This window comes from Microvirga sp. GCM10011540 (genome assembly GCF_042650665.1).
GTDB classification, from domain to species: Bacteria; Pseudomonadota; Alphaproteobacteria; order Rhizobiales; family Beijerinckiaceae; genus Microvirga; species Microvirga lenta.
In genome coordinates, this window is record NZ_JBHSBQ010000121.1 from 1 (window position 1) to 20,399 (window position 20,399).

The 20,399-nt window shown below is 66.4% G+C and carries 23 protein-coding genes; 19 read left to right on the plus strand and 4 right to left on the minus strand.

All coding sequences use genetic code 11. The annotated features are described in order from the left end of the window. Window positions 1–522: 522 nt before the first annotated feature. Both ACFOYU_RS17540 and ACFOYU_RS17545 read left to right on the plus strand, forming a co-directional pair. On the plus strand, window positions 523–2,562 hold the full coding sequence (locus tag ACFOYU_RS17540; protein ID WP_377034592.1) for a M23 family metallopeptidase: 2,040 nt from the start codon (window positions 523–525) through the stop codon (window positions 2,560–2,562). Between the two features lie 3 nt (window positions 2,563–2,565). After that, a complete protein-coding gene (locus tag ACFOYU_RS17545) occupies window positions 2,566–3,483 on the plus strand; it encodes an AEC family transporter (protein ID WP_226742728.1) in 918 nt (305 codons plus the stop codon). Here ACFOYU_RS17545 and gluQRS read toward each other — a convergent pair. After that, window positions 3,462–4,355 carry a tRNA glutamyl-Q(34) synthetase GluQRS gene (gene gluQRS, locus ACFOYU_RS17550; protein WP_377034593.1) on the minus strand — a complete coding sequence of 298 codons (894 nt, stop codon included), beginning with the start codon at window positions 4,353–4,355 and terminating at the stop codon, window positions 3,462–3,464. The genes ACFOYU_RS17545 and gluQRS overlap by 22 nt on opposite strands. 29 nt (window positions 4,356–4,384) lie before the next feature. Between gluQRS and ACFOYU_RS17555 the strand changes: the two genes are divergently transcribed. Together ACFOYU_RS17555 and ACFOYU_RS17560 are read left to right on the plus strand one after the other, a co-directional pair. After that, a complete protein-coding gene (locus ACFOYU_RS17555) occupies window positions 4,385–5,032 on the plus strand; it encodes a DNA-3-methyladenine glycosylase family protein (RefSeq protein WP_377034594.1) in 648 nt (215 codons plus the stop codon). 44 nt (window positions 5,033–5,076) lie between these two features. Beyond that, entirely contained in the window at window positions 5,077–5,754 is a 678-nt protein-coding gene (locus ACFOYU_RS17560; RefSeq protein WP_377034595.1) for an alpha/beta hydrolase, read from the plus strand. Window positions 5,755–5,758: 4 nt separating this feature from the next. Here the strand turns inward: ACFOYU_RS17560 and ACFOYU_RS17565 are convergent, their stop codons facing one another. Continuing rightward, window positions 5,759–6,529, minus strand: a complete 771-nt coding sequence (locus tag ACFOYU_RS17565; RefSeq protein ID WP_377034596.1) for an HpcH/HpaI aldolase/citrate lyase family protein — start codon at window positions 6,527–6,529, stop codon at window positions 5,759–5,761. Between the two features lie 61 nt (window positions 6,530–6,590). Beyond that, on the minus strand, window positions 6,591–6,914 hold the full coding sequence (locus ACFOYU_RS17570; protein ID WP_226742723.1) for a DUF1476 domain-containing protein: 324 nt from the start codon (window positions 6,912–6,914) through the stop codon (window positions 6,591–6,593). A 234-nt stretch (window positions 6,915–7,148) separates the two neighbouring features. Between ACFOYU_RS17570 and purC the strand changes: the two genes are divergently transcribed. The 8 genes from purC (at window position 7,149) to ACFOYU_RS17610 (ending at window position 12,908) form a co-directional block, all read left to right on the plus strand. Then, window positions 7,149–7,940 carry a phosphoribosylaminoimidazolesuccinocarboxamide synthase gene (purC, locus tag ACFOYU_RS17575; protein WP_226742722.1) on the plus strand — a complete coding sequence of 264 codons (792 nt, stop codon included), beginning with the start codon at window positions 7,149–7,151 and terminating at the stop codon, window positions 7,938–7,940. 11 nt (window positions 7,941–7,951) lie between these two features. Further along, window positions 7,952–8,512: a hypothetical protein gene (locus ACFOYU_RS17580; RefSeq protein WP_377034597.1), complete on the plus strand. Its 561-nt coding sequence runs from the start codon at window positions 7,952–7,954 to the stop codon at window positions 8,510–8,512. A 68-nt stretch (window positions 8,513–8,580) separates the two neighbouring features. After that, window positions 8,581–8,820: a phosphoribosylformylglycinamidine synthase subunit PurS gene (gene purS, locus ACFOYU_RS17585; RefSeq protein ID WP_377034598.1), complete on the plus strand. Its 240-nt coding sequence runs from the start codon at window positions 8,581–8,583 to the stop codon at window positions 8,818–8,820. Window positions 8,821–8,827: 7 nt separating this feature from the next. Further along, the gene (purQ, locus tag ACFOYU_RS17590; protein ID WP_377034599.1) at window positions 8,828–9,526 is read left to right on the plus strand and encodes a phosphoribosylformylglycinamidine synthase subunit PurQ; all 699 of its coding nucleotides are present in this window, start codon (window positions 8,828–8,830) and stop codon (window positions 9,524–9,526) included. Between the two features lie 22 nt (window positions 9,527–9,548). Beyond that, window positions 9,549–11,759: a phosphoribosylformylglycinamidine synthase subunit PurL gene (gene purL / locus ACFOYU_RS17595; RefSeq protein ID WP_377034600.1), complete on the plus strand. Its 2,211-nt coding sequence runs from the start codon at window positions 9,549–9,551 to the stop codon at window positions 11,757–11,759. Between the two features lie 12 nt (window positions 11,760–11,771). Further along, entirely contained in the window at window positions 11,772–12,008 is a 237-nt protein-coding gene (locus ACFOYU_RS17600; protein WP_226742717.1) for a BolA family protein, read from the plus strand. Between the two features lie 42 nt (window positions 12,009–12,050). Further along, entirely contained in the window at window positions 12,051–12,386 is a 336-nt protein-coding gene (grxD, locus tag ACFOYU_RS17605) for a Grx4 family monothiol glutaredoxin (protein WP_226742716.1), read from the plus strand. A gap of 198 nt (window positions 12,387–12,584) precedes the next feature. Then, entirely contained in the window at window positions 12,585–12,908 is a 324-nt protein-coding gene (locus ACFOYU_RS17610) for a hypothetical protein (RefSeq protein WP_226742715.1), read from the plus strand. On the opposite strand, the gene ACFOYU_RS17615 is transcribed toward ACFOYU_RS17610, so the two are convergent. Continuing rightward, entirely contained in the window at window positions 12,905–13,543 is a 639-nt protein-coding gene (locus tag ACFOYU_RS17615) for a TlpA family protein disulfide reductase (protein ID WP_377034601.1), read from the minus strand. The genes ACFOYU_RS17610 and ACFOYU_RS17615 overlap by 4 nt on opposite strands. Before the next feature lie 219 nt (window positions 13,544–13,762). Here ACFOYU_RS17615 and ACFOYU_RS17620 point away from each other — a divergent pair, with 219 nt between their 5' ends. The 7 genes from ACFOYU_RS17620 to ACFOYU_RS17650 all read left to right on the plus strand — a co-directional run bounded on the left by ACFOYU_RS17620 (window position 13,763) and on the right by ACFOYU_RS17650 (window position 20,356). Continuing rightward, window positions 13,763–14,014, plus strand: coding sequence for a lipoprotein (locus ACFOYU_RS17620; RefSeq protein ID WP_226742713.1), 252 nt, complete (start codon window positions 13,763–13,765; stop codon window positions 14,012–14,014). Between the two features lie 9 nt (window positions 14,015–14,023). After that, on the plus strand, window positions 14,024–15,292 hold the full coding sequence (lysA, locus tag ACFOYU_RS17625) for a diaminopimelate decarboxylase (RefSeq protein ID WP_377034602.1): 1,269 nt from the start codon (window positions 14,024–14,026) through the stop codon (window positions 15,290–15,292). 198 nt (window positions 15,293–15,490) lie between these two features. Further along, the gene (locus tag ACFOYU_RS17630; protein ID WP_377034603.1) at window positions 15,491–18,073 is read left to right on the plus strand and encodes a TIGR02302 family protein; all 2,583 of its coding nucleotides are present in this window, start codon (window positions 15,491–15,493) and stop codon (window positions 18,071–18,073) included. Window positions 18,074–18,145: 72 nt separating this feature from the next. Beyond that, complete coding sequence (locus tag ACFOYU_RS17635; RefSeq protein WP_226742710.1) at window positions 18,146–18,337, plus strand: twin transmembrane helix small protein; 192 nt, start codon at window positions 18,146–18,148, stop codon at window positions 18,335–18,337. A gap of 104 nt (window positions 18,338–18,441) precedes the next feature. Next, entirely contained in the window at window positions 18,442–19,035 is a 594-nt protein-coding gene (locus ACFOYU_RS17640; protein ID WP_226742709.1) for an acyloxyacyl hydrolase, read from the plus strand. 27 nt (window positions 19,036–19,062) lie between these two features. Beyond that, on the plus strand, window positions 19,063–19,638 hold the full coding sequence (locus ACFOYU_RS17645) for a cob(I)yrinic acid a,c-diamide adenosyltransferase (protein ID WP_377034604.1): 576 nt from the start codon (window positions 19,063–19,065) through the stop codon (window positions 19,636–19,638). A gap of 10 nt (window positions 19,639–19,648) precedes the next feature. After that, entirely contained in the window at window positions 19,649–20,356 is a 708-nt protein-coding gene (locus ACFOYU_RS17650; protein WP_226742707.1) for a rhomboid family intramembrane serine protease, read from the plus strand. Window positions 20,357–20,399: the final 43 nt, after the last annotated feature.

The window sequence follows — 20,399 nt, forward strand, 5'->3', positions numbered from 1 at the left end:
TCATCCGCTTGTCCGTGGAAGCCTCGGCGCCGCATCGGCAGCACCGCGATGAACCCGATATAAGTTCACCAAACCTCCCCGTCAACCCCCCTCCTCAAAACCAAAAGAAGAAGATGCCAACGGAAACCAACCTCATCGGAACAGAACGACAGCCCAGCGAAGCCAGGCCATTTGCGCTTCGAACCTTTGACAGAAGGTCTCGGCGCCAGCCGCTCGGGCGGTCGGCGTCGATGGGCGCTTTATAAGCCCAACCTCTTTTCGGTGTCAACAACCATGTGAAAGTTTTTTGACGCTTTTGTATCCTCCGTGAGACACCGCACAGGGAAGTGCAGCGAGACGGCTCTACCGCCTCACCTCCGACAAAGTTGGAGGCGAAGGATCTGCCCCAACGGCAAGGCTTTGCATCCTGTGCCGCGGCAGATACGGTCGGTTGGCCGGCCTGTGCGGACGTGTTCTAGTGTGCTAGAGCGCCGTGCGCTTCTGCGACGACAAACTTCTCTCCATGTGCGCCCTTACAAGTCGATGAGCCAGACCTCCCCAGACAACGACCATGCCGACAGCTTCGCCAAGGAGTCTCTCCGCGGGTCGTCCGGGATCGATCTCGGCCATGAGCCGCCGCTCAACGCCACGGGAGGCGGCGCGTCGGAACTCGACAGGCGCGACATCAATCTGCGCTGGCTCGGAGCGAGCGTCCTCACCGGCGTTACGGGCGCGGTCCTGATCGGCGCATCCATCTATATCGCCCTCGAGGGAGCGACCGTATCGGCCGACCCTCCGGAACCGGCCACGATCGGCACGGCCCGAAGCGTCGACAGCCGTGTCGAGCGGTCGTCGAACGCCTCGCGCAAGGGGGATCGGCTCAACCTGACCGAGAACACGGTTCTGGCCAGGCAGAGTTTCCGGGCTCCGATGACGATCCGGAACGGTGACCGGGAGGTGATCAAGGTCCGGCAATTCGTGCGGATCGCCACCAACCTGTCCCTCTCCACCGGCACCTATGCCACCGACATCCCGCCCTTCAATCCGAGGCAGCTCTTCGTCGACAGCCCTCAGGAGCGCGCGCCGGAGGCGGCACCGGAGATCGTCGATGCCGATGTCTCGGTCGTCAGGCACGACCTCACCTCGATCGCCATCGAGGCGAGCGCCCCCGCCCTCGCGGACGAGGATGTGCTTGCCATGATCGAGGAGGAGCGTCGCTTAGCCGCCGAGGCGGGCCGGCAAGCCGCCGTCGCAATCCCCGCTCAGCAGATGTTGTCGCGCACTCTGCGGCAGCCGGAAGGACTAGGGGACGCCCTGGGCTACGCCCACACCATCGACGCCCCCTTCAGCACGATCGAGGTCCGGGTGGTCCCGGAGAACGTGACCGAGCTGCCGAAGATCGATCAGCGGGCCTCCAGCCCCCTCGTCGAGGAGCGCGATCTCGTTCTCAAGAAGGGCGAGACCCTCGAAACCGCCCTTCGCTCCTACGGAGCCACGCCGGAGCAGATCGAGGCCGTCACGGCGGCGCTCTCGGCCCGGATCAAGGTCGCCGCCCTTACGGAAGGTCAGCGGCTGCGCATCCTCATCGCGCCGGGCCCGCGCCTTGGCGACCCCAGGCAGATCGTCCGCGTGCTCGTGCTGGGCGACAGGGGAATCGAGGCCATCGCGGCCACGAACGACCGCGGCGTCTTCGTCTCCGTGACGCCCCCTCAGGACCAGAACAACGCGAACAGCGTCGTTGCCCAGGAGGAGGAAACCGGAGAAGAGGATCAAGGCGGCGTCAGGCTCTACGAGAGCCTTTACGAGACCGCCATGAAGAACGAGCTCCCGCGCGAGACCGTCGATGAGCTGGTGCGGATCTTCGGCTACGACGTCGATTTCCAGCGCCGGGTGTCGCAGGGCGACAGCTTCGAGATCTTCTTCGGATCGGACGACGAGGACGGAACGCCCGAGGTGCTCTATGCCGCCCTCTCCGTGGGAGGCGAGGCGCGACGGGTCTACCGCTATCAGGGCGAGGACGGCACCATCGACTACTTCGACGACGCGGGCCGCTCCCTGAAGAAGTTCCTGCTGCGCAAACCCATCGCCGACGGCATCCTCCGCTCGGGCTTCGGATCGCGCCGGCACCCGATCCTGGGCTATACACGGCCCCATACCGGCGTGGACTGGGCCAACCGGATCGGGACGCCCATCTTCGCGGCCGGAAACGGCACCGTCCTCATGGCAAAGTGGGATTCCGGCGGCTATGGCCGCCGCGTGGAAATCCAGCATACCAACGGTTACGTGACCGCCTATTCCCACCTGTCGTCGTTCGGCAAGGGCATCTTCCCGGGCACCAAGGTCCAGCAGGGCCAGGTCATCGGCTATGTGGGCAATACCGGCCTCTCCACGGGGCCCCACCTCCACTACGAGGTGATCATCAACGGCAGCTTCGTCGACCCCCTGAAGATCCGTCTGCCCCGAGGGCGGGAACTCGAAGGGCGGGGTCTCGCCGAGTTCAAGCGCCAGCGCGAACAGATCGACGAGCTCATGTCCCATGCCGGAGCCTCGGCCAGCCTCGCCCAGCGTGCCGACCTGCGCTGAGCGATGATCGACCTTCTCACGATCGTCCTGCCGGTCTTCGGCCTGATCGGCATCGGCTATCTCGCGCGCCGGACCGGCTTCGTCTCGGAGCGGATGGGCGAGGGCCTGTCGGAATTCGTATTCAGCCTGTCGGTCCCCTGCCTCATCTTCAACACCCTGGTCCGGGCCGAAATTCCCGAAGTGCAGCCCTGGGGGTACTGGATCTCCTACTTTGCCGGTGTCGCCGTGGTGTGGGCGTTGGCCATGGTGCTCGGTCGGCGCCTCTTCGGCCTCAAGGGCGTCTCCGCCGTGGTGGCCGGCTTCTCCGCCGGGCAGGCGAACACGGTCTTCGTCGGCGTGCCCATGATTCTGAAGGCCTATGGCGACGAGGGCGCCGTGCCGCTCTTCCTGCTGATCGCCGTGCACCTGCCGGTGACGATGACCCTCGCGACCGTCATGGCGGAAGGCCGCCAGGCCTCGCCTCTCACCATTCTCCGGCGGCTCGCGACCCATCCCATCGTCGTCGGGATCCTGGCCGGCTCTGCGCTCCGTCCCCTTGCTCCCCATGTTCCCGGTCCGGCCTGGCAGGTGGTGGAGCTCCTGGCGAGCGCCGCCGTTCCGTGCGCCCTCATTTCCATGGGAATCGCGCTACGCCGCTACGGGCTGCAGATGGGCTGGAAGCTGCCGACCCTGATCTCGGCCTTCAAGCTCGTGCTGCACCCCTTGGTCGTCCTGCTCCTGGCCACCTACGTCTTCGCCATTCCGCCGGTCTGGGCCGGGGTGGCGGTCCTGTTCGCCTCCTGCCCCTCGGGCCTCAACGCCTATCTCTTCGCCGAGCGCTACGGCGAGGGCGTCGCCCTTGCATCGAGCACCGTCACCCTCTCCACGATCCTGGCGCTGGGCACGACGCTGATCTGGCTCTACGTGCTCGGGATCGGCTGAGGCGCAAAGCCCAGGCGCTGCCGCACATCTGCGGCAGATGCGCCGCGGAGGCGCAGATCGGCCAGAGCCTCGGACTGGCGGCTTTTCGAAAGCTTGTCGCCCGTCAGGTCGAGAACGAGTCCGTGGTGGTGGTAGCGCGGCGTCGGCAGGCCGAGCAGGCTCTGCAGCAGGACGTGAAGATCGGTCGCCGCCTCCAGGTCCTTGCCGCGCACCACATGGGTGATCCCCTGAAGGGCATCGTCCACCACGACAGAGAGATGGTAGCTCGTCGGCACGTCCTTGCGGACGAGGACCGCATCGCCCCAGCGTCCGGGATCGGCGGCGCAGACCTCCTCGGCTCCTTCCCGGTCGAAGCGCCGGTACCCGTGAGGCCCCGGCGCTGCGGCGAGAGCCCTGCCCATATCGATGCGCCACGCATGGGCCTCGCCCCCGGCAATCCGGCGCTCCGCCTCCCCGGCCGGGATGCCCTTGCAGGTTCCGGGATAGAGAGCCGCGCTGTCCGGATCCCGCGGCCATTCCTGTCCCTCCACCTCGCGGCAGGCGACCGCCTCGGCGATGTCCTTGCGGGAGCAGAAGCAGGGATAGACGAGCCCCCTCCCCTTCAGCGTCGAAAAAGCGGTGCGATAATCCCCGAAATGCTCCGACTGGCGGCGAACGGGCTCTTCCCATCGGAGCCCGAGCCAGGCCAGATCCTCATAGATGGCAGCCTCGTACTCGGGACGGCATCGGGTGACGTCGATATCCTCGATGCGCAGCAGGAAACGGCCGCCGAATTGGTGCGCCATCTCGGTATTGAGGAGGGCCGAATAGGCATGGCCGAGGTGAAGCCGCCCGTTCGGACTGGGGGCAAATCGAAAAACCGGCTTCGTCACAGGGGCCTGCACTGGAAAGGACTGGATCGATGGCCACCCTCCTCGAATCGGAAGAGGTTCTCAAGAGGGGGCTCGCTGCGGTGGCCCAGGCGGATCCCGTCATCGCCAGGATCGTTGCCGCGGGAGCCGTTCCACAGCTGCGCAGGCGCCCGCCCGGTTTCGAGGGTCTCGCCTGGATCGTCGTGGGCCAGCAGCTCTCGACGGCCAGTGCCGCCGCCATCTGGGGCCGGCTGAGAAGCCTTTTCGAGCCTCCGTCGCCGGAGCAGCTCTTGCAGCTGCCCGATGAGGAACTCCGCGCGGCCGGACTTTCCGCCGGCAAGATCCGCACCCTGCGTGCGGCGGCGTCGGACGTCATTGCCGGGAACCTGCCGCTCGAAGGCCTGCACGATCTTCCCGTCGACGAAGCCCATCGCCTTCTGACGCAGGTCAAAGGCATCGGCCCCTGGACGGCGGATGTGTATCTGCTCTTCTGCCTCGGCCATCCGGACGCGTTTCCGAGCGGAGATCTGGCCATCCAGGAGGCGGCCCGTCTCGCGTATGGCTTGGCGTTGCGGCCCGATGCCCGGCGAATGGAGGCCATGGCGGAACGCTGGCGGCCCTGGCGGGGCGTAGCCGCCAAGGTGCTTTGGGCACATTATCGGATTGCCCGGGCCCGCGAAGGCAGCCCGGTCGTTTAGCCCGCTCCGCTCGTCTCGTCGCCAGTGCCCAGAGGATCCCGATCATGGCCGTTGCCGATATTCCGCGCCTTGCTCCCCTGTCCGGTCAGGCCCGCCAGCTTGTCGTTCTCCTGCACGGCCTCGGGGCGGACGGGCACGATCTCATCGAACTGGGGCATCAATGGCAGCCTTGGCTGCCGGACGCCGCCTTCATCGCCCCTCACACGCCCGATCCCTGCGAGGGCGCGCCCATGGGACGGCAATGGTTCCCCCTCACCTTACGCGACCCGGCAGAGTTCTGGCGCGGGGTAACCTATGCGGGCCCGGGCCTCGAAGCCCTTCTGGATGCGGAGCTGGCTCGGTACGGGCTGCCCGCCTCGAAACTCGCCCTCGTCGGCTTCAGCCAGGGCGCCATGATGGCCCTGCATGTGGGCTTTCGTCGTCCGACGGCCCCGGCCGCCATCGTCGGCTATTCGGGCCTGCTGGTGCTGGAGAGCGGCAAGGGCCCCGAGAGCCTGAAATCCGCCCTCCGCTCGAAGCCGCCGGTTCTGCTGATCCATGGCGACCAGGACGATGTGGTGCCGGTCGAAATGTTCTTCTTCTCCAAGGAGATGCTCGCCGCGGCGGAGCTGCCGTGCCAGTGGCATCTCTCGCGCGGCGTCTCCCACACCATCGACGAGGAGGCGCTGCGGCACGGAGGGCTGTTCCTGATCCAGGCCTTCGGCCTCCCCTACCCGCGTTAGGCGATCAGGCCCGGGCGGCCTTCAGGGCCATCTGGGCACCGGTACGGATGAGTGAAACGTCGCTGGCGATGGAGACCAGGTGGAAGCCCCTGCGGACGAGCTCGGCCGCCCGTTCGCCCGAGGCGGCATAGACGGCGGCGATCTTCCCGGCGGCCCTGGCTCGCGAGAGGGCGTGATCGAGAGCTTCCTCGACCTCGCGGCTCGTCGGGTCCATGTGCCGCCCCTGCGACAGGGCAATGGACAGATCGGACGGGCCGATGAAGATGCCGTCGATCCCGGGAATGGCCAGGATGTCGTCGACGAGGCCCAGCGCCTCCCGCGTCTCCACCATCGCGAAGGCGACGGACAGGCCGTTGGCGGCCTTGAAATAGTCTCCGCCCTGAAGGCCCGAAACGGTGAGCGCCCCATGGGGGCCCCAGCTCCGTTCCCCCAACGGGGGAAACTTCATGAAGCTTGCGAAACGGTGGGCATCCTCGAGGGTGTTGATCATGGGCGCGATCACCCCCGAGGCTCCCGCATCCAGGCACCTGGAGGCGGCGGCGAAGTCCCCCACGGAGATCCGGACCACCGCAGGCTTGCCGGCCGCCGCGATCAGCGGCACGGCATTCATGGCGGGTGTGAAGTCGATGGCCCCGTGCTGCAGATCGAGCACGATGGCATCGAAGGCCTCGCGGGCCAGCAGGGCGGATATGGCCGGGTCGGGCAACCCACACCATGCGGCCAAGGCGGGAGAACCGTTTTTCAGGCGGTCGAGGAATGTCGGGTTCGCAGGCATGGAGCCCTTTCTGAGCCGTATTCCGGTCTCTTGCACAACCTTGGCGAAGAAACGGGAGGCGTTAACGGCCCGCTTGGATCTGCTCGATAGCCTCGCCCATCAGGCCGGCCAGGGTACGGCTCAGCTCGGCCTCGTCGGCCGCCTTGCCGGCCGTCTCCAGATCCGTTCGCACCTTGCGGATGACATCCGCATCGCCGGCTTCCTCGAAATCGGCGAGGACGACGCTCTTGGCGTAGGCCTCCGCGTCGGCGCCGTTCTTGCCGAGCTTTTCCGCCGCCCAGAGGCCGAAAAGCTTGTTCCGCCGGGCCGTCGCCTTGAAGCGGAGCTCCGCATCGTGGGCGAATTTCTTCTCGAAGGCATCCTTGCGGTCGTCGAAAGTGGTCATGGGCTCTGGTCTCCCCTAGAATCGTCTTTCTGCGATATAAAGGCGCACTCGCGTCATAGCCAGTGGCTCCCCACCTTGAAAGCAAGCCTCAATCAAGCTGCCTCTTTTTGCAGCGCACGGCCTGCGTTGTGCTTATGCCAGGGATCGGATAGGTTGCGCCGCAAGCGGGGCGGCGGCTAAAGCTGCTCCCGTGGCCGCGGATCTGGCAGTTTCACCCTTAAGGAGCCACGGCAAATGGATTTTCTCAAACCTCGGTACACACCTATGAATCGTCGCCGTCGCATCTACGAGGGCAAGGCGAAGGTCCTCTATGAAGGCCCGGAGCCCGGAACGCTGATCCAGCACTTCAAGGATGATGCCACCGCCTTCAATGCCAAGAAGCATGAAGTGATCGATGGCAAGGGCGTGCTCAACAATCGGATCTCGGAATACATTTTCCAGCATCTGAACGACATCGGTGTGCCGACCCACTTCATCCGCCGCCTGAACATGCGCGAGCAGCTGATTCGCGAGGTGGAGATTATCCCCCTCGAGGTGGTGGTCCGGAATGTGGCGGCGGGCTCCCTCGCCACGCGCCTCGGGCTGGAGGAGGGCACGCAGCTCCCCCGCTCGATTATCGAATTCTATTACAAGAACGACGCCCTGAACGATCCGATGGTCTCGGAAGAGCACATCACGGCCTTCGGCTGGGCGACGCCGCAGGAAATCGACGACATCATGGCTCTCGCCATCCGGGTCAACGACTTCCTCTCCGGCCTCTTCCTCGGCGTCGGCATCCGCCTCGTCGACTTCAAGATGGAAACGGGCCGCCTCTGGGAAGGCGAGCTGATGCGCATCGTCGTCGCCGACGAGATCTCCCCTGATTCGTGCCGCCTCTGGGACATCAAGTCCAAGGACAAGCTCGACAAGGACCGTTTCCGCCGCGACATGGGCGGTCTCGTCGAGGCCTATTCCGAAGTGGCCCGCCGTCTCGGCATCATGTCCGAGAACGAGAACCCCAACGGCGGCCCGCGCCTCGTGCAGTGAGCGGGTTCGGCTTGAAAAGACCGACCGAATGCCCGGCCTCGCGCCGGGCATTCTCGTTTGGGCTCCTGATCGGTCTCCTGGCCCTGAGCGGCTGCGGCTACATTCCCCGGCCGGTCGCGGGGGTTCCTCCCGGCGCGCCGTGGGAAGCCCTGCCCCTTCGTAAATGGCTGGCCGAGAACCGGGCGGCGCCGGAGGCCCTGGCCTTCTGCGCTCCTCCCGAATGCAGCCCCGGCCTCGTCGTGAGCGTGGTGCGTCTCAAAGGGGACGACGCGAAGGCGGCGGAAGCCGTCCTTAAAGATCCCGACCGGCTGGCGCGGGTCCTTCGGTCCCCGAAGGACCGGAAAAAGAAGGTGGTGCGGACGGCGGTGTCGGTGGAAGCCCTCGGCGGCCGCCCCTATCCCGGCTTCGCCATCAGCCTCGCACCGGCGGATGGTGGGAAGCCTCCTGCCTACGGCGCAGCCTTCGGCCGGCGCACCGGCGATGAGCTCCATGTCGTTCTCGCCATCGGCGAGGACCCGAAATCGGTTCGTGCGACGGCCCGAGAGGCCGCTGCCCGAGAATTGGGCTCCTGAAGGCGTTGTCTCTTGCGGCCATTGGCTTTATGGCGTTGGCCATATTTCCAGCACAGCCCGAGGCCCCCATGAAAGCCCGCGTCACCGTGACCCTCAAGAACGGCGTTCTCGACCCCCAAGGCAAGGCCATCGAAGGCGCCCTGAAGTCTCTCGGCGTCGAGGGCATCGCCAATGTACGCCAGGGCAAGGTGTTCGACATCGAGCTGGACACCGCCGACAAGGGCCAGGCCGAGGCCTCCCTCAAGGCAGCCTGCGAGAAGCTTCTGGCCAATACGGTCATCGAGAACTACCGCGTCGAGATCGCGTGAGGTTGGCATGAAATCCGCTGTCGTCGTCTTCCCCGGCTCCAATCGCGAAGGCGATGTGGTGCGGGCGCTCAAGCTGGCCGGCTCCGACGTCCAGAAGGTCTGGCATGCCGAGACCGACCTGCCCTCGGGGACGGATCTCGTCGTCCTGCCGGGCGGCTTCTCCTATGGCGATTATCTGCGCTGCGGCGCCATCGCCGGCCGCGCGGCGGTCATGGATGCGGTGCGGGCGCATGCGGCCCGCGGCGGTCTGGTGCTCGGCATCTGCAACGGCTTCCAGATCCTGTGCGAATCCGGCCTGCTGCCGGGCATCCTGATGCGCAACGCCAACCTCAAGTTCATCTGCCACCGGCAGTTCCTGCGGGTGGAGCGCAACGACACCGCCTTCACGAAGGCCTATGCCAAGGGCCAGGCCATCGACGTCTGCGTCGCCCATGGCGAGGGCAACTACACGGCGGATTCCGAGACGCTGAGGCGCCTCGAGGGCGAAGGTCTCGTCGCCTTCCGCTATGCCGACGCGCACGGTCACGTCACTCAGGACGCCAACCGCAACGGCTCCATGAACTCGATCGCGGGCATCTATTCGGACAGGCTCAACGTGCTCGGCATGATGCCGCATCCGGAAAACCTGATCGAAGACCTCGTCGGAGGAACCGACGGACGCGGCCTGTTCGAGAGCCTCGTGTCGTCCGCCGCCCGTGCCGCCTAATCATTCAAATCGCGAGACCCTGATGATCCGCAACGACGTCGCCATCACCCCGGAGCTGGTGAAGGAGCACGGGCTGAAGCCTGACGAGTACGAGCGCTTCGTGCAGCTGATCGGCCGGACGCCGACCATCACCGAGCTCGGCATCGTCTCGGCCATGTGGAACGAGCACTGCTCCTATAAGTCCTCCCGCATCCATCTGCGCGGCCTGCCGACCAAGGCGCCCTGGGTCATCCAGGGCCCGGGCGAGAACGCGGGCGTGATCGACATCGGCGACGGCCTGGCCTGCATCTTCAAGATGGAGAGCCATAACCACCCGTCCTTCATCGAGCCCTACCAGGGCGCGGCGACGGGCGTGGGCGGCATCCTGCGCGACGTGTTCACCATGGGCGCCCGTCCCATCGCGGCGCTGAACTTCCTGCGCTTCGGCGAGCCGGACCATCCGAAGACCCCCCACCTCGTCTCGGGCGTGGTGGCCGGCATCGGCGGCTACGGCAACTCCTTCGGCGTGCCGACCGTCGGCGGCAGCGTCGGCTTCGACAAGCGCTACAACGGCAACATCCTCGTCAACGCCATGGCGGTGGGCCTCGCCCGCAGCGACGAGATCTTCTATGCCAAGGCCACCGGCGTCGGGAACCCGATCGTCTATCTCGGCTCCAAGACGGGCCGCGACGGCATCCACGGCGCCACCATGGCGTCGGCCGAGTTCGACGATGCTTCCGAGGAGAAGCGCCCCACCGTGCAGGTGGGCGACCCCTTCGCCGAGAAGCTCCTGCTGGAAGCCTGCCTCGAGCTCATGAAATCGGGCGCGGTCATCGCGATCCAGGACATGGGCGCGGCGGGCCTCACCAGCTCGGCCGTCGAGATGGGCGCCAAGGGCAATCTCGGCGTCGAGCTCGACCTCGACAAGGTGCCCTGCCGCGAGGAGGGCATGACCGCCTACGAGATGATGCTGTCCGAGAGCCAGGAGCGCATGCTCATGGTCCTCAAGCCCGGCATGGAGAAGGAGGCGGAGGCCATCTTCCACAAATGGGGCCTGGATTTCGCGATCATCGGCAAGACCACGGACACCCTGCGCTTCGTCATCAAGCATGAGGGCGAGGTGAAGGCGGATCTGCCGATCAAGGAACTGGGCGATGAGGCCCCGGTCTACGACCGGCCTTACGTGGAAAGCCCGCGCCGGCCCGTGATCGCCCCCGAGAGCGTGAAGGCGCCCATGTCCGAGGCCGAGGCGCTGCTCAAGCTCGTGGGTTCGCCGGACCAGTGCTCCAAGCGCTGGGTCTGGGAGCAGTACGACCACCTGATCCTCGGCAACACCGTACAGACCCCGGGCGGCGACGCCGCTATCGTGCGCGTCGAGGACGGTCCGAAGGGCCTTGCGCTCACCACCGACGTGACCCCGCGTTATTGCGAGGCCGACCCCTTCGAGGGCGGCAAGCAGGCGGTGGCGGAAGCGTGGCGCAACATCACCGCCGTCGGCGGCCTGCCGCTGGCGATCACCGACAACCTGAACTTCGCCAGCCCCGAGCGGCCTGACGCCATGGGCCAGTTCGTGGGCTGCCTCAAGGGCATCGGCGAGGCCTGCCGCGCCCTCGATTTCCCGGTCGTGTCGGGCAACGTCTCGCTCTACAACGAGACCAACGGCCAGGGCATCCTGCCGACCCCGGCCATCGGCGGCGTCGGTCTTCTCGACGACGTGACGGTCAATGCCTCGGTGGCCTTCAAGCGCGAAGGGGATGCGATCATCCTCGTCGGCCACACCCAGGGCTGGCTCGGGCAATCCATCTACCTGCGGGACGTCTGCGGGCGGGAGGAAGGCGCGCCGCCCCCGGTCGACCTCGTCCACGAGAAGCGCAACGGCGACTTGATCCGCCAGCTCGTCCGGTCGCGCCAGGTGGACACGGTCCATGACTGCTCCGATGGCGGCATCGCGCTTGCCCTTGCGGAAATGGCCATGGCCGGCCATGTGGGCGCCACCGTCACCGCAATGCCGGAAGGCCTGCCTCTCCATGCCTTCCTGTTCGGCGAGGATCAGGCGCGCTATCTGATCGCCGTGGATCAGGACGCCGCCGCCGACATTCTCTACGAGGCCTCCGCCATCGGCGTCCCTGCCGTAACCCTGGGGGTGACGGGCGGCGATTCGTTGATTCTGCCCGGCGAGCAGGCCATATCCGTGAAGAAACTGAAGGCAGCGCACGAAGCCTGGCTGCCGGATTACATGGCCGGCAAGGCTTGAGGAGCTGACATCATGCCCATGGACGCACGCGAAATCGAAAGCATGATCAAGGACGCCCTGCCGGATGCCACGGTCGAGATCAAGGATCTGGCCGGCGACGGCGACCACTACGCCGCCACCGTCACCTCTTCGGCCTTCAAGGGCAAATCCCGGGTCCAGCAGCACCAGATGGTCTATGCGGCGCTGCAAGGCCGCATGGGCGGCGTGCTGCATGCCCTTGCATTGACGACTCTGACACCCGACAATTGAGACGAACCCGGCGCCTTGAACGCCGAGGAGCAGGAGAATCCCATGACCGACGCCCGTCAGGTGATCGACAACGAAGTGAAGTCCAACGACGTCGTGCTCTTCATGAAGGGCACGCCGCAATTCCCCATGTGCGGGTTCTCGAGCCAGGTGGTCCAGATCCTCAACTATCTCGGCGTGCCCTATAAGGGCGTGAACGTGCTCGAGGACGAGGGCATCCGCCAGGGCATCAAGGACTATTCCAACTGGCCGACCATTCCCCAGCTCTACGTGAAGGGCGAGTTCATCGGCGGCTGCGACATCACCCGCGAGATGTTCCAGGCCGGCGAGCTGCAGCAGCTCTTCACCGAAAAGGGAATCAAGGTCGAGCAGAGCGCCTGAGGGCACTGCATCGGACGGATCGAGGCGGGGCAGCGGCCCCGCCTTTTTTGTTGCTCCCATCCGGTCCGGCTGCCAGCCGGGGGCGTAATTTTTGTCGCATTCCATGCACGGCTAAGTTCCCGGCATAATGGCGTTACTCCGTCACAACGGAGAGCCGCGCAGAACAAGAACCATGCGGCATCGGCACTGGGGGTATCCATGTTCGACACTGAGACGAACGTCATCGCGTTCAAGCCGCGTCAGGCGGCCTCGGCGCAGCACCATCCGAAAAGCCTGATCGAGCGGACCTATGCCGCCGGCTCGCTCTCCATCCGGGCGGACGACACCGCGACCAAGATGGCGGCCGTGACGCTGCAGGCCCTGGGTTTTCTCGTCATCGAGGAGATCCTGGCCGACGGCACGTCCCGCCGGCTCGCCCGGGGCGAGGCGCGCAAAGCCATGGACCGACCGTGGCGGCTCCTGAAGCCGGCCTTCTCCGGCGAAGCGGGCCTCCCGGACGGCCAGGGAGGCTTTCCGGCCTAAGGGCGTCCGAGCGCCGTCCGCACGAAGGTGTAGGCCTCGTCCGAGGCCCATTCGGCCGGCCCTTTCAGAAGGGCGATCTCGCATCCGGCCTCGTCGACCACGAAGGTGGTGGGCAGGCCCACCACGTGGCCCGACTTCTGAAGCGTCTGGAGCAGCTTGCCGCCCGGATCGGCATAATAGGCGAGATGGCGGATGCCGTTTTCCTGAAGCCATGTCTTCGGCTTCTCGGGATTGCGCGTATCGACGTTGATGGCGACGACCTCGAAGTCCTGCGCTCCGAGCTCCGCCTGGAGCTTGTCGAGGGCGGGCATCTCCTGACGGCACGGGACGCACCAGGTCGCCCAGAGATTGACCAGGATCGTCTTGCCCTTGAAATCGGCAAGGCTCTTCGTCTGGCCGGCGGGCCCGAGGAACGCGATGTCCGGCGGCGGCTTGGGCGCATTGCTCACGCCCACGGCCGCCAGCTCGCCTCTCGCCAGGGGCTTCAGGCTTTCGGCGACGGGCTGCGATGCGCGGCACTCGCCGGCACCGGCCAGATTGACCTCGTTCTGGGAGAACCCATACCAGGCCGCGCCCGCCCCGAGGAGGCCGAGGGCCGCCACGCCGACGAGCCAGGGGAGGGTTCGAGCCGTCAAGGATCGGGATGCGTTCGACATGCCCGCGGATGTGCCGCGAAACGCGGCATTGCTCAAGTCCCGAGCCGCCGAATCCGCACCACATCCCTTCACGATCCTGTGGCGGGCGGCTCCGGGCGCGGCGATGCAACCTGAGGACAGCGGCGGGCCCTTCCTCACCTTGCCTCTCGCCTCGGCCGCAGGTTCCCGTTATGGTGCGGCCACGTTTCGGAGCATGTGATGTCGTCCAGCCTAGCTTTCCCCCGCATCGCGCTGATCGCGGGCCTTGCCATTCTCAGCCTTTCGGCCTGCGGGCGCCGTGGCGCGCTCGAGCCGCCGCCGGATCCGTCAGCCCCGCAAGCGCAGCAGACGGCAGGCGCGGCGGAAGCCGGACAGGGCACGCTCCCCTCCCCCGTCGGAACGCCCCGCTCGCGGCCCAATCGCGGCTTCACCATTCCCGACAAGCCGTTCATTCTCGATCCGCTGCTGTAAGGCGAGACCATGCACCATTTTGCCTATCGCGGCGGCATCCTCCATGCGGAGGACGTCGATCTGCGCCGCCTCGCCGACGAGGTCGGAACGCCGTTCTACTGCTATTCCTCCGCGACCCTCGAGCGGCATTACCGGGTCTTCGCGGAGGCTTTTGCGGATACGGACGCCCTCGTCTGCTACGCGATGAAGGCGAATTCCAATCAGGCCGTCCTGAAGACCCTCGGCCGTCTCGGCGCCGGCATGGACATCGTCTCCGAAGGCGAGCTGCGCCGGGCGCTCGCGGCCGGCATTCCGGGGCAGCGCATCGTGTTCTCGGGCGTCGGCAAGACGAAGGCCGAGATGGCCTTCGCCCTCGACAGCGGCATCCTGTGCTTCAACGTGGAATCGGAGCCGGAACTGGAGGCCTTGTCGGAGGTCGCCGCCTCGAAGGGCCTGCGCGCGCCGGTCTCGATCCGCGTCAACCCGGACGTGGACGCCAAGACCCACAAGAAGATCTCGACCGGCAAGTCCGAGAACAAGTTCGGCATCCCGATCGCCCGCGCGCGCGAAGTCTATGACCGGGCCGCCCGGCTGAAGGGCATCGAGGTGACCGGCGTCGACATGCATATCGGCAGCCAGATCACCGACCTCCAGCCCTTCGACAACGCGACCGCCCTGCTCGCGGAACTGGCGCGGGACCTCATGGCGGCCGGCCATAAGCTCCACCATATCGATCTCGGCGGCGGCCTCGGCGTGCCCTACCGGGAGGACAACGAGCCCCCGCCCGACCCGCAGGCCTATGCGCAGATCATCAAGCGCCACACCCAGGGCCTGGGCCTCAAGCTCGTCTTCGAGATGGGGCGCATGATCGCCGGCAATGCCGGCATCCTGGTCACGCAGGTCGTCTACGTGAAGGAGGGAGCCGGCAAGACCTTCGTCATCGTGGATGCGGCGATGAACGACCTGATCCGCCCGACCCTCTACGAAGCCCATCACGATATCCGCACCATCGTCGAGCCGGATCGGAACGGCGGCCGCATCGTCGCCGATGTGGTCGGGCCCGTCTGCGAGACCGGCGACTACCTGGCCCTGTCGCGCGACTTGCCCGCGGTGAAGCCCGGGGATCTCCTCGCCCTCATGACGGCGGGAGCCTACGGGGCCGTTCAGGCCAACACCTACAACACCCGCCGGCTCGTTCCCGAGGTGCTGGTGCGCGGCCCCGATCACGCCATCGTCCGGCCGCGGCCGAGCTACGAGGACATGATCAACCTCGACCAAGTGCCCGCCTGGCTTGCCTGAGGTGCCGGGCGGCCACCCGGCACGACCGGAGATCGGCGCCCGACATCGTCCCGAACATGACGAGGAAGTGATCGGCTTCGCGGGTCAATCCGAGCGAGGGTTCCTGTCTGTGCCCATTTGACCGCTGGTCATCGGGGCGAGCCGTGCTAGCTTTCTCTCGGGGGCTATAGCGAGGACCGCTTGGCGGGAGACTATGGCATGAGCGAAGGCCCGAACCCGGTTTCGACGCGCAGCGAACTGGACAAGCGGTTCGCGCGTCTCGTCGGGCGCGCGCGCTGGTCCCTTTGGTGGGAGCAGGCGTGGCCGCGTATCTGGCTCCCGCTGGCCATCGTGGGCCTGTTCCTGACCCTGTCCTGGTTCGGCCTCTGGCTCGACGCATCGCCCTTCTGGCGGAGCGTGGGACTGAGCGCCTTCGCCCTGGCTTTCCTGATTTCGCTCTGGCCTCTCCTGCGCCTTCGCTGGCCCAGCCGCACGAGCGCCCTCGACCGTCTCGATCGGGACACCGGCCTCAAGCACGGCCCCGCACGCGTTCTCGACGACAACTTGGCGCTCGGCTCGGGCGACCTCGGCACGCGGGCCCTGTGGGCCCTTCACCGCAAGCGCGCGGAGGAGACGGTCTCCCGCATGCGCGTCGCGCCCCCGAGCCCCGACATGCCGAGGCACGACCGTTATGCCTTGCGCGCCGCAGGGCTCCTGGCCCTCGTGGCCAGCGCCTTCGTGGCCGGCCCCGAAATCGGCTCGCGCCTGTCGGCGGCCTTCGACTGGAGGCGCCTCGAGGCGTCGGCGCCGGCTTTCCGCATCGACGGCTGGATCGACCCGCCCCTCTACACCCGGATGCCGCCGCTCATGATCGACCTGGCCCGCGGGCAGAGCCTGCGCGCGCCGATCAACTCGACGGTGGTTGTGCGGATCGCCGGAGAGGGCAATGCCGAGATCAAGGCGGGGCGCGGATTGGCGCCCCTGCCGGCCAAGGACACGCAGCGCGTCGACCTGCGCGAGGAGCGCTTCACCCTCCAAGGCAGCGGCGAGCTTTCGATCAGCACCGGATTCGCGCAGAACGTGACGCTCTCGATCGAGGCGATTCCGGACAATCCGCCCGCCATCGCCTTTGCCACCCCTCCGGAAGTGAATGCCCGCGGCACCTTCACGCTGAGCTACAAGGGCAAGGACGATTACGGCATCGCGTCCATCGAGGGCGTCGTGGAGAAAGCCCAAGCGGGCAAGGGACGTTCCCTCGTCGAAGCGCCTCAGCTTACCCTTGCCGTTCCGAGCCATGACGAGAACGCTCCGGAGACCCGCTCACCGGTCGATCTCACCGAGCATCCCTGGGCCGGCGCGAAGGTGACCATCAAGCTGCGCGTCAAGGACGAGGCCGGTCAGCAGGGCGAGAGCGCGGCCATCGAATTCACCCTTCCGCAGCGCCCGTTCACGAACCCGCTGGCGAAGGCGCTCGTGGAGCAGCGGCGCAATCTGGTCCTCGACCCCGACGACCGGAAGCGCGTGCAGATTGCTCTCGACGCGCTTCTCATCGCGCCGGAGGAATTCACCCCTCAATGGGGCGTGTTCATGGGACTGCGCATGGGGTCGGACCGCCTGCGCCGGGCCAAGACCGACCAGGATCTGCTGAATGTGGCCGACTGGCTCTGGGCCATGGCGCTGCAGATCGAGGATGGCGGACTTTCCGATGCGGAACGCGAACTGCGCGCCGCCCAGGAGCGCCTGAAGGAGGCGATGGATCGCGGAGCTCCCAACGAGGAGATCAAGCGGCTGACCGACGAACTGCGCCAGGCCATGGACAAGTTCCTGCGGGAATTCGCTCAACGCATGCAGCAGAACCAGCAGAACCAGAACCAGGCCGAGAACCAGCGCGCGCCCGATCGCGTCATCTCGCAGGAGGACCTGAACCGGATGCTGCAGCAGATGGAGGAAGCCATGCGCCGGGGCGACATGGCCGAGGCCCAGCGTCTTCTCGATCAGTTGCGCAACATCCTGGAGAACCTGCAGACCGCCCAGCCGAACAGCCGCATGAGCGACCCTCTCAGCCAGGAGATGAACCAGGCCATGCGCGACCTGGAAGACATGGCCCGCGAGCAGCAGAACTTGCGCGACGAGACATTCCGGCAGGGACAGCAGCAGCGCATGCAGCAGGGGGACCGCAACCGCCAGGGGCAACAGGGACAGCGGCAGCAGGGCCAGCGCCAGCAAGGCCAGCGGCAGCAGGGTCAGCAGGGTCAGCAGGGCCAGAACGGCGAGGGCGAGCAGCAGGACGGCTCGGGCCTGCAGGAACGGCAGGAGGCCCTCCGTCAGAGGCTCGAGGAGCTCCAGCGGCGCATGCAGGGCATGGGCATGCAGGGCGAGCAGGGCCTTGGCGAGGCCGAGCAGAACATGCGCGAGGCCGAAGGCGCCCTCGGCGAAGGTCAGGACGGCCCTGCCGTCGACGCCCAGGGGCGCGCCCTGGAAAATCTGCGCCGCGGCATGCAGGGCATGGCTCAGCAGATGCAGCAGATGCAGCAGGGCGACGGCAACCAGCAGGCCGGCGACCAGCCGGGCCAGGGCGATCCCCAGGGACGCGGCCAGGCCTCGCAGCAGGACAACGATCCCCTCGGCCGCCCGACCCGGAACAGGGACTTCTCCGACGGGCGCGTCCATGTGCCCGAGGCGGGCGAATCCGCCGCCCAGCGGGCCCAGCGCATCCTCGAAGAGCTGAGGCGCAAGCTCGGAGATCCGACGCGGCCGCAGGAAGAGCTCGATTACTTCGACAGGCTGCTGCGAAGGAACTGAGGACGGCAAGCCCCTCTTGCCTCGACGCCGGGTTCGGGCCACGGTCCGCCCGGCTTTTCCTATGGAATCACAATGACCAGCTTCGCCGACCTTCTCGTGCCCGTGGCGCTTCTCGCCGTGGCCTTCGTCCTGCTTCTCGGCCTGTTCAACATGGTTCGCGGCGGCAGCGCCAACCGGTCGCAGCAGCTCATGCGCCTGCGCGTCCTGCTGCAGTTCCTGGCCATCATGCTGATCATGGGCGTTATCTGGTGGAAAGCGGCCTAGCTTGCCCCATATTGACACTTTTCCGCCATTGTTCTCTATAGATCTCATTAGCCATAACCGGTGCCCCACCGGTGGCCCGATTCTTGTTTAATAATGGATCAGCAATGCGTGCCGGCACAGTCCTGGGCCTCAGCCTTTTGGTCGTTTCCCTCGGAGCGACCAGTGTTTTAGGGGCTGATTCCAAGAAGCTGCCCGGTTCCGTTGCGGCCACCCAGCCCGGTCTTCTCTCGGAATTCCGCTTCGGCTTCTCGGCCCAGGATCCCTGGGGACCGGAAGGAGACGGCGGCTCGGCCAATCTGACCGGCGAGATCCTCTTCGCAAAGCCGTTCACGGCATCGGACCTCTTCACGAGCTATTTCATCCCCCGGCCCCATGTCGGCGGCAGCCTGAACTTCGACGGCAGGACGAGCTTCGCCTATGCGGGTCTCTCCTGGACGGTCGACATCACGCCGAACCTCTTCGTCGAAGGCAGCCTGGGCGGCGCCATCCACAACGGCAAGGACCGGCCGAGCCATCTGCAGGATCACCACCAGGCCATGGGCTGTTCGCCCCTGTTTCGGGAGGCCGGATCCGTCGGCGTGCGCCTTTCCGCCAACTGGAGCCTCATGGCGACCGTCGAACACCTATCCAATGCAGGCTCCTGCTCGGACAATCGGGGCTTGACGAATATCGGCGCGCGGGTTGGGTATTCCTTCTAACGGAATCCTCAACCTCTCGGGCGTCGCATGGTCGTACTCAACCGCATCTACACCCGCACGGGCGACCAGGGCACCACGGCTTTGGCCGCTGGCGGACGCCGCCCGAAGCACGATCTCCGCATCGAAGCCTATGGCACCGTGGACGAGACGAATGCCTGTCTCGGCATGGTCCGGCTCCATACGGCCGGGCATGAGATCGATCCCATGCTGGAGCGGATCCAGAACGATCTCTTCGACCTCGGCTCGGATCTGGCGACGGTCGAGACGGACAAGCCCCTGCCCTACGAGCCGCTGCGTATCACCCAAGGTCAGGTCGACCGCATCGAGCGCGAGATCGATCAGCTGAACGAACACCTGTCTCCGCTGCGTTCCTTCGTTCTGCCCGGCGGAACCGCCGCCGCCGCCGCACTCCACCTCGCCCGCACCGTCTGCCGAAGGGCGGAGCGCCGCGTGGTGGAACTCGCCGGCCGTCCCGAGGAGAAGGTGTCGCCGGAGGCGGTGAAATACCTCAACCGCCTCTCCGATTTCCTTTTCGTCGCCTCACGCTACATCAACGACAAGGGCGCTCTCGACGTATTGTGGGTACCAGGCCAGAACCGCTGAGGACCGGATCATGTTTCTGCCGCTTCACGATGGCGTACCGTTGCGGCACTTGCAGACGCCGGTCGTGACGCGCTCCCTCCTGGTCACCTGCACGATCGTCTACCTCGTCACCTTCTTCGGCCCACCCGGGCCCGATGCGATGGTGGCGGGGCTGGGAATGATCCCGGCCGTTCTCTTCGGCATCGAGGTTCTGCCTCCGGGCTTTCCCTTCGTGCCCGAGGCCATGACCCTCACGACGAACATTTTCCTGCACGGGTCGCTGCTTCACCTGATCGGCAACATGCTGTTCCTGTGGGTGTTCGGCGACAACGTGGAGGATGCGATGGGCCACGTCCGCTTCCTCGTGTTCTTCCTTTTATGCGGAACGGCGGCGAGCCTGACCCATGCCTTCATCGACCCGGAATCGCACCGCCCCCTGATCGGCGCGTCCGGTGGCGTTTCCGGCGTCGTCGCGGCGTATCTCATCCTTTATCCGCGGGTGCGCATCTGGGGCCTTTTCCTGAAGGGCATCCCGCTGCGCCTTCCCGCCTATTGGGCGATCGGCTTCTGGTTCGTCCTGCAGTTCCTCTCCGCCTTTCTCGGCGGCGACGACAGCGTCGGCTGGTTCGCGCATCTGGGAGGCTTCGTGGTCGGCGCCGCCCTCGTGCCCTTCATGCGCCACCGCTACGACCCCGTTCTGGCCCGCGTCGAGGCACAGGAACTTCAGGCGCCGCGTTGACAATCGGGCATCGCCCGCTACGGTCCCTTCCATCTTTTTCCTA